11 protein-coding genes and 1 pseudogene are annotated in these 13,832 nt (G+C 62.8%); 9 read left to right on the top strand and 3 right to left on the bottom strand.

The window, feature by feature from the left end:
- The first annotated feature begins 4 nt into the window (after positions 1-4).
- Both ccsB and galE read left to right on the top strand, forming a co-directional pair.
- On the top strand, positions 5-1,024 hold the full coding sequence (gene ccsB / locus CKJ82_RS07220; protein ID WP_095537609.1) for a c-type cytochrome biogenesis protein CcsB: 1,020 nt from the start codon (positions 5-7) through the stop codon (positions 1,022-1,024).
- Between the two features lie 20 nt (positions 1,025-1,044).
- Positions 1,045-2,034, top strand: coding sequence for a UDP-glucose 4-epimerase GalE (gene galE, locus CKJ82_RS07215; RefSeq protein ID WP_095537608.1), 990 nt, complete (start codon positions 1,045-1,047; stop codon positions 2,032-2,034).
- A gap of 6 nt (positions 2,035-2,040) precedes the next feature.
- Here the strand turns inward: galE and CKJ82_RS07210 are convergent, their stop codons facing one another.
- Complete coding sequence (locus CKJ82_RS07210; RefSeq protein ID WP_095537607.1) at positions 2,041-2,271, bottom strand: hypothetical protein; 231 nt, start codon at positions 2,269-2,271, stop codon at positions 2,041-2,043.
- Positions 2,272-2,310: 39 nt separating this feature from the next.
- On the opposite strand from CKJ82_RS07210, the gene CKJ82_RS07205 reads away from it, so the two are divergent.
- On the top strand, positions 2,311-2,619 hold the full coding sequence (locus tag CKJ82_RS07205; RefSeq protein ID WP_095535242.1) for a DUF4229 domain-containing protein: 309 nt from the start codon (positions 2,311-2,313) through the stop codon (positions 2,617-2,619).
- Between the two features lie 3 nt (positions 2,620-2,622).
- Here the strand turns inward: CKJ82_RS07205 and CKJ82_RS07200 are convergent, their stop codons facing one another.
- Complete coding sequence (locus CKJ82_RS07200; protein WP_095537606.1) at positions 2,623-3,537, bottom strand: AEC family transporter; 915 nt, start codon at positions 3,535-3,537, stop codon at positions 2,623-2,625.
- Positions 3,538-3,604: 67 nt separating this feature from the next.
- Here CKJ82_RS07200 and CKJ82_RS07195 point away from each other — a divergent pair, with 67 nt between their 5' ends.
- From CKJ82_RS07195 to CKJ82_RS11655, 3 genes are all read left to right on the top strand, one after another.
- The gene (locus CKJ82_RS07195) at positions 3,605-3,913 is read left to right on the top strand and encodes a hypothetical protein (protein WP_133064041.1); all 309 of its coding nucleotides are present in this window, start codon (positions 3,605-3,607) and stop codon (positions 3,911-3,913) included.
- A 90-nt stretch (positions 3,914-4,003) separates the two neighbouring features.
- Entirely contained in the window at positions 4,004-4,543 is a 540-nt protein-coding gene (locus tag CKJ82_RS07190; protein ID WP_095537604.1) for a hypothetical protein, read from the top strand.
- A 568-nt stretch (positions 4,544-5,111) separates the two neighbouring features.
- Positions 5,112-5,342, top strand: coding sequence for a hypothetical protein (locus CKJ82_RS11655; RefSeq protein WP_133064040.1), 231 nt, complete (start codon positions 5,112-5,114; stop codon positions 5,340-5,342).
- A 69-nt stretch (positions 5,343-5,411) separates the two neighbouring features.
- Here CKJ82_RS11655 and CKJ82_RS07180 read toward each other — a convergent pair whose 3' ends face one another.
- A complete protein-coding gene (locus tag CKJ82_RS07180; RefSeq protein WP_095537656.1) occupies positions 5,412-6,404 on the bottom strand; it encodes a 1,4-dihydroxy-2-naphthoate polyprenyltransferase in 993 nt (330 codons plus the stop codon).
- A gap of 48 nt (positions 6,405-6,452) precedes the next feature.
- On the opposite strand from CKJ82_RS07180, the gene CKJ82_RS07175 reads away from it, so the two are divergent.
- The 3 genes and pseudogenes from CKJ82_RS07175 (at position 6,453) to CKJ82_RS07170 (ending at position 13,778) form a co-directional block, all read left to right on the top strand.
- Positions 6,453-7,328 (top strand): glycosyltransferase, encoded by an 876-nt coding sequence (locus CKJ82_RS07175; protein WP_095537602.1) that lies wholly within the window; start codon positions 6,453-6,455, stop codon positions 7,326-7,328.
- A gap of 249 nt (positions 7,329-7,577) precedes the next feature.
- Positions 7,578-8,264, top strand: a pseudogene (locus tag CKJ82_RS12120) (adhesin domain containing protein); the annotation flags it as partial.
- A gap of 63 nt (positions 8,265-8,327) precedes the next feature.
- A complete protein-coding gene (locus CKJ82_RS07170; RefSeq protein ID WP_240510720.1) occupies positions 8,328-13,778 on the top strand; it encodes a G5 domain-containing protein in 5,451 nt (1,816 codons plus the stop codon).
- Positions 13,779-13,832 lie beyond the last annotated feature (54 nt).

The raw sequence follows: 13,832 nt of genomic DNA, 5'->3' as shown, positions 1-13,832 counted from the left end.
CACCATGCTTGTCAACACCACCATGGCGGAGCTGTCCGATCTGACCTTCCGCACCGCGTTCATCATCTACATCGTGGCGCTGCTCATGGCGTGCGTGTACTACGGCCGCGTCCTCGCGGTCGTGGACGTGCGGCGCGAGCGCCGCGCGGCGCAGCAGGAGCGCGCCGCGGAGAAGGTAGCGGTTGGGGCTGGGGGGCCGGTGGTCGTCGAAAAGCAACTGCCCCCGGAACCCGAGCTTGACGGCGTCTACGAGAAGCGGGTGGCCGCCGCCCGCAAGTGGGCGGGCATGACGCAGGCCCTGGTGTGGGTCGGCGTGGCGCTGCACATCGTCGCGTTTGTCACGCGCGGCATCGCGGCGCGGCGCTTCCCGCTGGGCAACCTGTACGAGTACATCCTGTTCATGACCGCGGTGATCATGGTGGCCGCCGCGATCGTGATCGGGCGGAAGGGCTGGCACACGGTGTGGCCGTGGCTGCTGTTCCCCATGGTCATCGCGATGTTCCTCAACTCCACGGTGTTCCACATGCAAGCCGCCCCGGTGGTGCCGGCGCTGCAGTCCTACTGGCTGCCGGTGCACGTGTCCTCGGTGTCGGTCGGCGCGTCGATTGGCATGGTTTCCGGCATCTTCGCGCTGCTGTACCTGCTGCGCATGTGGCAGCCGAAGGGCAAGGAGCACGGCTTCTTTGGCAAGATTGCCCGCCCGCTCCCGGCGGCGAAGACGCTGGACCAGATCACCTACAAGACGGCGATCATTACGCTGCCGCTGTTTGGCATCGGCATTGTGTTCGGCGCGATCTGGGCCGAGGTGGCGTGGGGCCGACCGTGGAACTGGGACGCGAAGGAAACCGTGTCCATGATCACCTGGATCCTGTACGCCGCCTACCTGCACGCCCGCGCCACCGCCGGCTGGAAGAACGCGAAGGCCGCGTGGATTAACGTGCTGGCGCTGTGCATGACCATCTTCAACATGACGTACGTGAACACGGTGATTGCGGGTCTGCACTCGTACGCGGGCCTGAACTAGCTGCGTTAGACTCACAGGTTATGAAGGTTCTTATCACTGGCGGGGCCGGCTTTATCGGCTCTACGATCGCTTCCTGCTGCGCCGACAACGGAATTACCCCGGTGATTCTGGACGATTACTCTACCGGCCTGCGCGCCTTCGCCGAGCGTTTCGACCACTACGAGGGCGACATCGCCGACGTGGCGCTGCTGCACCGCATCCTGGACGAGCACCCGGACATCGAGGCGGTCGTCCACTGCGCCGCGAAGATCGTCGTGCCGGAGTCCGTCTCGCGCCCGCTGTACTACTACGAGAACAACGTGGGCAAGGCCACGACCTGCGTGCGCACCCTGTCCGAGCGCGGCGTGAAGCGCGTCCTGCTCAGCTCCACCGCCGCCATGTACGTCCCCGGTGAGGACCTGATGGTCACCGAGCAGAGCACGGCAGACTCGTCGAGCCCCTACGCCGCCTCGAAGTGGATGCTGGAGCGAGTGCTTGCCGACGCCGCCTCGGCCGGCCTCATCCGCGCCATCTCACTGCGCTACTTCAACCCCATCGGGGCGGACCCGCAGCTGCGCACCGGCCTGCAGAACCCGGCCCCGTCCCACGCGCTGGGCAAGATGATCTCCGCCTACCAGGCCGACGAGCCGTTCACCGTCACCGGCGTGGACTGGCCCACCCGCGACGGCTCGGGCCTGCGCGACTACGTCCACGTGTGGGACCTGGCCCGCGCGCACGTCGCCGCGCTGAAGGCCGAGGCGTCAGCGCTGGCGGACTACGAGGTGATCAACCTGGGCACCGGCCAGGGCACCACCGTCTTCGAGCTGGCCGACGCCGTCGGCGAGGCCACCGGCAAGCCGCTCGAGGTGCGCACCGCCCCGCCGCGCGACGGCGATGTGGTCGGCTGCGCCACCCGCACCGAGAAGGCCGAGCAGTTGCTCGGCTGGCGCGCGGAGTACACCGTGGCGGACGGCGTGCGCCACTCGCTCGCCTGGGCGGAGAAGCTGCCCGAGGTGCTGGCGCAACGCTAGGCGCTGCTAGCTGCCCTCCCCGTCGCGGCGCTTGCGGCGCTCCGCCTCCTCGCGGGCGCGCCGCTCCTTGAAGCGGTTCTTCTCAATGTTCCAGAGGAACTCCTCATCATCGTCGGGCCCCTTGATCTGCGGCCGCTCCGGCGCCTGCTCGACCTGCTTGTTCGAGCCGGGCCCGAAGGCGCGCCACATCAGGTACACGGCGAGGACGATGAGTACGAGGAGTAGTAGCCTTCCCATGACTTCCAACATACTTGGTGGCCGTCTAGGGTTAGGCATATGCAACAACAACCGCCGGAAGTTGATCCCGCCGCCCGCTCGCGCGCCAATAAGGCCGCCGCGATCTACGGGCTGTGCAGGCTCGTGCTGTTCATCGCACTCACCGTGGTGATCCAGGGCGCGGCCATGCTCATCGGCGCCCCAGTGCCGCTGATCATCTCCGCGCTCCTCGCCCTGATCGTGGCGTTCCCGCTGTCCATGCTGGTGTTCAAACGCCAGCGGATTGAGGCCACCGAGGCCGTGGCGCACTGGCGCGAGCAGCGCAAGCTGCGCAAGGAGTGGATCTCCAGCGAGCTGAGCGAGCGCTAGCGCCTACCCGAACAGGGCGGCGATGGCGAGCATGGCGGGCAGCGAGAGGAACGTGGTGAGGAATACGGTGTCGCGCGAGACCGTCTGGCCGACCTGGTAGGTGGCGGCGTAGTTGTACACGTTTTGCGCGGTGGGCAGCGCCGCGAGGATGAGCGCCGCGTAGAGCTCGGTGCCGTCGAGGCCCAGGGCGTACCCGACGCCGAGGGCGATGGCGGGCATGCCGACGAGCTTGAGGAGGGTGGCGGTGAGCGTCGGTAAGCGATCATGCGTGAGCACGGAATCCCCTTTCAACGAGGCGCCGAAGCTCATAAGGATGAGCGGGATGGACGCGCCGCCGAGGATCTCCAGCGGCGCGAGCACGGGCTCGGGGACCTCCCAGCCGGAGGCGGAGACGGCGAAACCAGCGAAGGCGGCGAGCACGACCGGCGCCGTTATGCCCGCGACGATGGAGCCGCCGATCGAGCGCAGGCTCGCCCCGCCCGCGTTGAGGCCGGCGATGATGACGGGGGAGAGCACCGCCATTTGCAGCACGAGCGCGGGCACGACGTAGGTGGCGTCGCCGATCACGTAGGTGGCGATGGGCAGCCCGATATTGACCGAGTTGTAGTAGCTTGACGCGGCCGCGCCCGCCATCGTCTCGGCGAAGCTGCGGCGGAACAGCAGGGCGCTGAGCAGCCAGTACAGGAGCATGGTGGCTACCGACGCCGCTGCGATCACCCCCACCACCGGCGACAGGAACGCGGACGTGTCCGAGGCGGACACGCTGGAGAAGATGAGCGCCGGGGTGCACGCCCAGAACGCGATGCGGTTGAGCTGCAGGCGCGCCTCGCCCTGCCCGATCACGCCTCTGTGCGCCAGCAGGAACCCCACCGCGATGACGGTGAAGATGATGGCGAAACCAGTCAGGACGTCGAGCATCAGCGGTTCCCTCCTTCTGTAATCTTGATCCAGGTAGTGGCACCAAGTATGACACCTGGGAGGAATCGTGATGGGACTGCGGTGGCGGATGTTGGTTGGCTACGTGGTGGCGTCGACAGGCTTGCTCCTCGTCTCGTCGATCTTCGGGCCGATGGGCTGGGCTGTTCCGCTCGTGGTGCTCAACCCGCTGCTCGTCGCGGTGCTGGCGTGGCGCGACACCGCCCGCCGTGGCGTGACCTGGTGGTGGTTCGCCGTCCCCGCTCTGGCGGGAGCCCTGCAGGCGCTCGTCCTCATGAACGCATCCGCGCTCCCGTTCGTCGCGCTCCTGCTGGTTGGCGCGGGCATCGGCACCCTGGGTGGCCGCGCGCGGAATTGACGGACTTTCCCAGGCGGGCGGCCAGCGCTACGTAATAGTTGCCGCCTACGTTGGTTCGGGCAATTGCAGCCTATCGACGAAAGGCCCAACGTGAGCAGGACCGCATCCGTCATCGCAGTGGTGTGCGCTTCCGCAGTGGCGCTGACTGCCTGCGGCAACTACGTCAACGTGGACGTCATCGGCGCCGCCGGGTTTTCCCACGACGAGGAGGGCCACATCATCGCGCACGTGAACACCTGCGGCGAGGAGATGAGCGAGCTCGAGGTCGCCTCCGACCGCATCGGTCTCGCCGAAGACGAGGAAAACCGGGTGCTGGCCAAGTTCACCGCCGCCGAACCACAGACCGGCCACGTGCAGGTGCCGCTTGATGGACCGAGCTCTGGCACGTGGGCCGCGGACGCACCGCTCGACGCCTCCTATCCCGAGGATCGCACCCTCCTGCTTAACCCGGCGCCGGACGACAGGGGCGGGCAGGGGCCCTTCAGTAAGGAGACGTCCTTCACTCCCGCCAGCGCCGCCAAGCAGCAGATCCTGGAACAGCCCGCCGGCACGATTGTGTCCGTGAACCCCTACGACGGCTCGACAGACACGTGGAGCCCCGCGGATTTCGACGCCGCGTGCGGAGAGTAGCTGCCGTCTACTCTGCGGCCGCAGAGTAGAAATCGCTTCGCTCGCTGTCACAGGAGTACTGTTTTGCCTCAGTGCAAACGAAATAGACACATCCCTTACGGTAGAACAATAGTGTGGGTATAGCTGATGGCAATGAACTACTTTACTGCTCACTAGCTCCGCCCCGGCTTCGTCTGGGGTGGGATGAACCCGAACTTGAGCCAGGGCAAGCGCGCGACGGACCTCGCCGGAAATACCCGCGACCACCATAGGCAGTCCACGAGGATTCGGGCGCGCATGCTCGACGCGGTCGGCGAGTTTGATGAGGGGGGGCTGCGCCGAGTAGCTTGGCGCGAAGCATACGGCGAGCTGGTTGGAGCGGGAGTTGCGGGTGAGCGAGGCGACCGCATTCGAGTATGTATTTGTTTCCAGGGGAATTCGTAAGTATCGGTCCCTCTACGATGCATTCGAGTGCGGGGCGGTGAGCTATACGACGGTTCGCTTTCTCCTCCGCTATGCCCGGCTGTACTCATTCACGTTTTCTGCAGATGCACCATCTCAGAGACTGGGTTCGAGGCGGGAAACGAACGTGGATAACCTCTTGCCGCTGTGCTCGTCCTGCCACTTCCTTGTCCGCCATGGCTCTGCGAAGATCTGGGAACGCAACGGGCATATCCACTACCGTTTTGCTGACGGTTTCCGATATACCGCCTACAACCGCGCCCACCCCGTCCGCGAGCCGGATCCGCACCCGATTCAGCGCCACCAGGGCGCAGCACGCAATAGCGCAGACATGAAAACCGCCCCGGCCTCCCTGTAAAGCAAGGAGTTGTCGGGGCAGGTCGAGACATGGAACTGGCAAATGCAGTGCAGCTCACTCAGCAGGCGACTACTGCACTGCCGTGTACGGTACCGCTTCACCTCCACCCCAAATTGGGAACCCGAGGGCAGTAAACGCAACGGCGGTGAGCACGGACCAGATCAGCATGGCCCGACCATTGATACCCAGCACAGGGATGAGGTCTTTGCCCTTTGCCTGGTCGCGCTGCACTTTCAGAATGGAGGAAACGGCAAACGGCAAAGCAGCGAAACCGACGAGCGTGAGCGAGTTACCAAGCAGCAGGGAGACGACAAATGGCGTCAACGTCAGCACAGTAAACAGGCGACGGGCCCTCACCTCGCCGATGCGCACAGCAAGGGTGTGTTTGCCGGCCGCGGCGTCGGTGTCAATATCGCGGATATTGTTTGCCAGGTTCACGGACGCGGAAATCGCGCCCACGCCGATGGCCACCAACCACCCCTCGGCAGTCAGCCATCCTGACTGTGTGTACTGCGTACCTAGCACAGCGACCAGCCCGAAGAAGATGAACACGGCCAGCTCGCCGAATCCGTAGTAGCCGTACGGCTTCGTCCCGCCGGTGTAAAACCACGCTGCCGCGATGCAGGCCGCGCCGATCAGGATGAGCCACCACGCACTCATGACCGCCAGGATCACGCCAAGGACAGCGGCGACGAAGAAGGACGCGAACGCCGCGAGCTTCACATCCTCGGGCCGCGCCAGCCCGGAAGCGGTGATGCGGGTCGGCCCCGTCCTTTCGTCGTCAGTGCCGCGCACACCGTCGGAGTAGTCGTTGGCGAAATTCACGCCGATAATCAGGGCCCACGCAACGCCGAGTGCGAGCAGCGCCTTGCCGAGGTGCATGCCGCCGGTGTGCGCGGCGAGGCCGGTGCCGGCGATCACTGGGGCGAACGCGTTCGGCCACGTGTGGGGGCGTGCCGCCTGCCACCAGTCGTGAAACGTTGCCGAACTGCCAGTGTCGGCCCGTTCTGTAGTGTTCGCTGTCTGCTGGTTGTCAGTTCCATTATCGCTCGTGTCAGTCATGTCTCCCATCATGCCCCGATTTGGTCAAGTCGGCTAAAGTTTTGGCTCATGTGGATTGACTACGCGCTTCGGCAAGCACTCGGCGGGGTTGGTGCACTTTTGCGCGCGCCCCAGCTGCGGGTGGTGGCGCGGAAGTCTCCAGCCAGGTTTCCGCAGGAGGGCGACACCGTTATTTCGCTGACCTCACATGGACCCCGGCTGAAGTCGGCGGTGGTGGCGATTTCCTCGCTGCTCGTCGGTACGAAGCGCCTGCCGGTGTATCTGTGGCTGGATAAAGAGGATTACGAGGGGGAGTGGCCGAAAGGTCTGCACACGCTCGTGGAGCGCGGCCTGCAGGTGTGCTGTTCGGACGGCCACTATGGTCCGCACACCAAGTATTACGGCACGTTCCAACAGTGCGCAGGTACAGGCACCCGCGTCATTACCGTCGACGATGACATGATGTACCCCAAGTGGTTCGCTAAAAAACTCCTCAACGCCTCGGACGCCGATCCGAACAACGTTGTGGCGTACCGTGCCCATGAGATTGTGCTGCAGGACGGCCGCCTCGCGCCGTACAAGCAGTGGAAGTCGGTGCAGGATACCGACCCGGACCCGCGCCACTTTGCTACTGGTGTTTCCGGTGTGGCCTACCCGCCGGCGATGGTCGATGCAGTCGCGGCGCAGGGCAAGGCGTTCCAGGACTGTGCCCCGCACGCCGACGACATCTGGCTGAACCGTTGTGCGCTTCGCGCAGGCCACTTCGTGCGCCAGGTATTCCCGCACCCGCGCGAGTTCTCGATGGTGCCGGCCTCCCAAGGCGTAGCGCTTGTGCGGGGCAATTTGCGCGGCGGTAACGACGCCCAGCTTCGCGCCACCTATACGCAAGAGGACTTGGGCCTGCTTATCGACGCCGCGTTGTCCCTCAACGAACCAGCCCACTAACCCCCGGCGTGCCGGGAGTGATACACGGCCGTAGCTACCCGCCGATCTGTTTGGAACTTAAACTCAGCTGTCGGCGGGGGGATTTTGGCTTGCGCGGCAAAATATCAAGCTAGACATGCGTTTTAAGCTTCTCTAAAATGTTTGTAATGCAAGACCTTGCCATGTGGGCGAGGTGAAGTGCACATAACCAAAACTGGTAACGAGCCGCGCTTGCCAGCCCCTATTCAGCGACTTTATTGAGGAGTGCCCATGGCCGGAACATCTCGGCGTTTTCGTAAATCAACATCTACAGGCATCGCAGCCTCATCCATTATCGCGCTCGCACTCGGCGGCATCAGTGTCGTGGGACCGGGGCCGTTGGTGTCCCAGGCCACTGCCGCTGAATTCACCGGCGGCCTGTACGGCAACAACGGCAAGGGTGTCATCGCCAAAGACGAACAGCGAGCGTCCGACCTGTCGGCTGGGTCGTGCGTCGTCGAGAGTGGCGAGAGAAGTGGCAGCCAGGCTGGTGTGAGCTGGGACGTTGTAGAGCCAAGCATTAGCTCTCCTGATAAAACCCTGTGGGGCTATACCATCGCCTTTGATAATTCCCAAGACCGCACAGTGTCTGATTGGCTATTTCGCAGCCCTAATAATAATGCCGGAGACTTCGTTAACCTAGGTGAAATCCCTGCAGTAGACGCAGGAGAAAAATTTTTTGACTGGAATGTTACAGACAAAGCTGGAGAAATTGCCAGTCTAGGTAGATCAGGAAGAAGAGCACCAATCACATTCACCGTTGCGCAAGAACTCACCAAAGATAAAGTCGCACAATTCGCTCAGGCTACCGCTGATAACCCTGTGCGCTACGCATGGCAAGACCGCTACAAACAAGACAACCCACAACGAAGTAATCAAATTCTCAACAGCCCCGACACTCAATTCTCCGTCAACCCGTGGCCGAGCGAGAACAACGATTGTAAGCCCATCACGGTTTCTTGGGAAGATTTTGAAAAGCATGTGATCGTTCCTGGAGAGGAAACGAAGGTCGGTCGCATCAACGTCCCCGAGGTGCTTGAGCGCACCTGGGACGGCGAGAACTACACGGACGACTCGTTGTCCCGCATGGTCGTGCAGGCCCACGATGGCAACGGCCAGTACATCGGCGATGCTAGTGTTAAAGATAACGGCGACATCTCCTTCACCTGGCCCGAGTACCGTGGCACCGATCTGGCGACCGACAAGAACGTGAAATTCTCTGTCGTCGCTCAGCCGCGTACCACCGAGCAACTCAAGAGCGCAGCCAAGCACAACAGCGAATTTGGTGAGGCATTCGAAACCTCCAATTCTTTGGACCGCTACAGCAAGCCGAATGTCATCGATTCGAAGTCGTTCTCTCTCGATGACACGGAGTACCACGACCCGAAGTACGACAAGACCGATGCTTCGATCATCTCTGGTGTCGATAGCGCGACGGGTCCGCTCGCTACCGAGCCGCAGAAGGTCGAGTTCAAGCAGGTTCCGGACCTGATCAAGGACCTGGAGAAGAAGAAGGGCGACGGCGGCTTTGAAGCCAAGGTTTCCCTCGACGAGAAGTACGTTTACGAGGGCTGGTCCGTGGAGATGGACGAGGACTACAACGTCACCGTCACCGCTCCGGATACTCCGCTCCCAGGCACCTTCGCCCGCCCTGTCGTAACAGTGGAGTACTCCAACGGCTCGACCGATGAGCTCGAGCTGCTCGTGGTTGTTGACCCGAACAACACCCAGGTCACCGACCTTGTTCGCCCGGGCCTGGCTAAGGGTAAGGCCAATGATGAGATCACCTCTCAGATCACCACCAAGTCCATCATGAAGGGCCACAAACCGGTTCACCCGGCCAAGTTTGAGATCGACGAGTCCACGGTGCCTGAAGGATGGACCGTCTCCGTCGATGAGACCGGTAAGGTTACCGCGAAGGCAGACGACACCGTCGCTCCGGGCACCGTCATCACCCCGAAAGTGACTGCCACCTACCCGGATGGCACCGACGACGTGGTCGAGCCCCAGTTCCAGGCCATCGTGGACATCAAGGTTCCCGATTACGACACGGTGACCGACAAGCCGAACGCCAAGGTTTCTCTGAAGCCTGAGGTTCCGGAGCGTGGCCTGAGCGGCAACACGGCCGATGAAGCTCCGAAGCGCTACACCTTCAAGGACGGTAAGACCGAGTACACCCACACGGATGACAGCGGCACGTGGACCGTCAAGATTGACGAGAACACTGGCGAGATCACCACGACGATTCCGAAGAATGCCCCCGAGGGCTACGTCTTGAATGTGCCGGTGCTCGCGCACTACGACAACGTCGACAAGCCACAGGAGGTCAAGGGCACCGTCGTTGTCTTGAAGAGCGACATTGCGCCGACTTACGACGTCAAGGTCACCGGCCCGAATCAGGCAGTCGAACACCAGATCAACGATGCCCCGGAAGGGTCGAAGTACTCTCTGAACTTGGAGCCCAACGAAGAGGGCGAGTTTATTACCGAGGATGGTTGGAAGTACACCATCGATCCGGACACCGGCGTTGTGTCTTCCACCCCGCCGGCAGGCGCTAAGCCGGGAGACAAGAAGACCGTCACCGTCACTGTGACGACCCCGGACGGTTCTACCCCCGAGGTCCCCGTGACCACCGTGGTGAAGCTGACCAACAATTGGGAGGCGGAGCCGTCCGTTCCTACGGAGACGGTGTACCCGGGTGGCACGGCGACCTCGCCGATCAGTGTTGAGAAGCCGAAAGGTATCAACCTCGACAAGGACAAGCCGTACGCCATCAATCCGGAGGGCCTCGAACCCACCGACGAGAACAACGAGTTCGGCAACCCGACCTACAAGGTCAAGACCGCTAACGGTGACTGGATCGTGGGCCTGGATGACAAGGGCAACGTCATCTCCACCGCTCCGGAGACCGCGGAGCCGGGCGACAAGATCGAGGTCCCCGTCATCGTGACTTACGAAGACAAATCCACCGACACCACCACTGCTGTGGTCAACGTCGTGGACGTTCCAGAGCGCGAAGTCCCGTTCGACGTTGAGTACAAGTACGACGACACCGTCCCGGCCGGCACTTATAAGGTTGAAGCCGAGGGCGTGCCTGGCAAGGAGAAGCAGAAGGCTGACGGCACCTGGGAGCGCACCGAGGAGCCGAAGAATGAGGTCGTCGTTGTCGGCACCAAACCGGCAGAGAGCGCCAAGGATGTGACCTGGAAGGTCCCAATCCCGTACCCGACCGAGGTCCGTGAGAACCCGGAGCTGAAGCCGGGTGAGACCCGAGTTGTTCAGGAAGGTGAAAACGGCGAGAAGACCTACACCGCCAAGTTCACCGCCAAGGGCTCTGAGGCACAGGTCGCTGAGGAAGAGACCACCAAGGAACCGGTCAAGCGCATCGTCGAATACGGTCCGGGTCTGGCTCCGAGCGAGCTGGTGACCAAGACCGAGAAGCCGATTCCGTTCCCGACCAAGGTTGTATTCGACGACACGCTGGCCGCAGGCGAGCAGAAGATCGATCAGAAGGGCGAGCTCGGCACCGAGCTTGAGACCTCCACGCAGAAGCTTGTCGACGGCAAGCCCTCCGGCGACCCGACCGTCACCACGGAGCGCACCAAGGAGCCGACTGAGCAGATCATCCGCGTGGGCACCAAGACGACCGGTGAGAACACTGAACCGGTTGAATCCGAGATCCCGTTCGGTGTGAAGGTTGAGTTCGACCCGAACATGCCTGCCGGTACATCTGAGACTGTCACCGAGGGCAAGCCGGGTAAGAAGACGGTGACGATCGAACGTGACGTCACCAACTCCATGCCGGGCGAGCCGAACATCACTGAGAAGGTCGTCGAGGAGCCTGTCGATCAGGTGATCAAGGTCGGCACGAAGCCGTCCGAGGCTTCTGAGAAGGTTTCCTGGACTGCGCAGGTTCCGTTCGAGGTTGAGACCCGTCCGAACCCGGAGCTGAAGCCAGGCGAGATCAAGGTTGCCCAGAAGGGCGTGCCAGGAGAGAAGACCTACTCGGCTGACTTCTCCGCTAAGGGGGACCAGGCAACGGTGACCCCTGAGGAAAAGCAGACCAAGGACCCGGTCAAGGAGATCATCGAGTACGGTCCTGCGGCTGAGGACACCTCTGTGGTGACCAAGACTGAGAAGCCGGTTCCGTTCGAGACCGAGATTGTCTTTGATGACACCCTCGCAGAGGGCGAGCAGGTTGTCGATCAGCAGGGCGCTACTGGTACTGAGGTCGTAACCTCTACGCAGAAGATCGTGGACGGCAAGCCTTCGGGTGACCCGGAAGTGACGACTGAGCGTACCAAGGAGCCGGTCAAGCAGATCATCCGTGTGGGCACCAAGACCACCGGTCAGACCGTGAACTCTGTTGAGGCCGAGATCCCGTTCCCGACCAAGATCGTCTACGACCCGACCTTGGCGCCGGGCGAGACGAAGGTCACCCAGGAAGGCAAGCCGGGCACGAAGAAGGTCACCGTCACGCAGCCGGTTGAGAACAGCCAGCCGAACGGCGAGGCGACCTCCACCGAGGAGATCCTGGAAGAGCCGACTGAGCAGATCATCGCCGTCGGCACGAAGCCGGATGAGGCTACCGAGCAGGTGACCTGGACGGCACCGGTGCCGTTCGACACCGACGTTCGCCCGAACCCTGCGCTGAAGCCGGGCGAGATCAAGGTCGTCCAGAAGGGCGAGCCGGGTGAGAAGGCCTACACCGCTGACTTCTCTTCCAAGGGCAGCGATGCAACGGTGACCCCGAAGGAAGAGCAGACCAAGGCCCCGGTCAACGAGATCATCGAGTACGGCCCAACCTCTCCGGATCAGACGCTGACGTCGACAACGACCCGCGAGGTTGCGTTTGAGACCGAGATTATCGAGGACCCGAACCTCGAAGAGGGCAATCAGGTCATCGAGCAGGGTGAGTTCGGCGAGGAGATCGTGACCTCTACGCAGAAGCTTGTCGACGGCAAGCCTTCCGGAGAGCCTGAGGTAACGACCGAGCGCACGAAGGAACCGAAGAAGGCGATAATCCGCGTTGGCACCAAGAAGCCTGCGACCCCGACGCCGCCGACTGACCCGACCGACGAGCCGGAACAGCCGGAGGAGCCGACGCCGACACCGTCGCTGCCGCCGAAGGAAGTCGAGCTGCCGTTCACCACGAAGATCATCTACGACGAGACGCTTGAACCAGGCGAGGAGGTCGTGGACCAGGAGGGCGAAAACGGCAGGATCGAGGTGACCGTCGAAAACGGTCAACCTTCCGTGAAGACGACCAAGGAGCCGGTCCAGCGGATCGTCCGCGTCGGCACCAAGCCGGCGGAGGGCGTCGAGTGGAACGAGCGGATCCCGTTCGAGGTGAAGGTCGAACTTGATCCGACGCTTGAGGCTGGCCAGCACAAGGTTGAGCAGGAGGGTAAGCCGGGCCTGGTGCACCACAAGTCCGATGGCTCGGAAGAGACCCTGATTGAGAAGCAGGACCACGTCATCCTCATCGGCACGAAGACGCCGGCTGGTGAGCCGGAGGATCCGACGCCGGTCCCTGAGGGCGACCTCGAGATCGATGTCCGCTACACCACCAAGGTCGTTTTCGATCCGAACCTGGAGCCGGGCGAAGAGGTCGAGGACGTTGCAGGTAAGGACGGCAAGTACGTCATCAAGATTGTCGACGGCAAGCCTGTCGCCGAACTGGTGGAGCAGCCGGTCGAGCGCGTTGTCCGCGTTGGCAGCAAGCCGTCGAAGGGCACCAACTGGTCCGAAGAGCTTGCCTACGACTACGAGATCGTGGAGGATCCGAACCTGGAGTCGGGTAAGCACGAAATCGTGCAGCCCGGCAAGCCTGGTGAGCGGATTCACCGGGAGGATGGCAGCGTCGTAGAGGTTCCCGCGCAGAAGCTCATCATCAAAGTCGGCACGAAGAAGACTGAGCCGACTGAGCCGAGCGTTCCGGCTGATCCGCAGGACCCGGCCAACAGCTCATCGGAGAAGGCGAAGCGCTGTGTGGCCAACGCCTTCGCGGCAAACAGCCCGATCCTGTGGCTGCTGCCGATCGGCCTGCTGGCCGGCGTTGGCTACGGCGTGAACGAGGCATTCGGACCGCAGATCCAGCAGGCGGTTGGCCAGCTTAACCGCCGCGTGCAGGATTCCCTGCCGGATACCGACTTCGGTCGGGGCGGGTACGGCCACAACTTCGAGCAGCCCGAGTGGATGCGCGAGCTGCAGGCACAAGCCGACGCCGTCAACCGCCAGTTTGCGGGCTACAGCCAGCAGTTGCAGCCGCTAGGCATCGCGCTCGGTTCCATCGCCGCGCTCAGCCTCACCGGCGTGCTGATCGCACAGGCCTGCCGCGAGGAAGGGTTCGACAACGGGCTGACCGTGCTGGGCTCTTCGGCAGAGGGCAAGACCTCTTCTGAAAAGGAAGGCTCTTCCGAGCAGAAGTAATCCGCGCTAAGCACAAGTAAAGGGCGCTACCCGGCTACACGGGTAGCGCCCTTA

The organism is Corynebacterium gottingense (assembly GCF_002285125.1).
Taxonomy (GTDB): Bacteria; Actinomycetota; Actinomycetes; order Mycobacteriales; family Mycobacteriaceae; genus Corynebacterium; species Corynebacterium gottingense.
This window is presented reverse-complemented; position numbering and strand designations above follow the sequence as displayed.

Coding starts and splice junctions, on each gene's coding strand:
- ccsB (WP_095537609.1), top strand. CDS start 5: ATGCTTGTCAACACCACCATGGCGGAGCTGTCCGATCTGACCTTCCGC.
- galE (WP_095537608.1), top strand. CDS start 1,045: ATGAAGGTTCTTATCACTGGCGGGGCCGGCTTTATCGGCTCTACGATC.
- CKJ82_RS07210 (WP_095537607.1), bottom strand. CDS start 2,271: ATGGGAAGGCTACTACTCCTCGTACTCATCGTCCTCGCCGTGTACCTG.
- CKJ82_RS07205 (WP_095535242.1), top strand. CDS start 2,311: ATGCAACAACAACCGCCGGAAGTTGATCCCGCCGCCCGCTCGCGCGCC.
- CKJ82_RS07200 (WP_095537606.1), bottom strand. CDS start 3,537: ATGCTCGACGTCCTGACTGGTTTCGCCATCATCTTCACCGTCATCGCG.
- CKJ82_RS07180 (WP_095537656.1), bottom strand. CDS start 6,404: ATGACTGACACGAGCGATAATGGAACTGACAACCAGCAGACAGCGAAC.
- CKJ82_RS07175 (WP_095537602.1), top strand. CDS start 6,453: ATGTGGATTGACTACGCGCTTCGGCAAGCACTCGGCGGGGTTGGTGCA.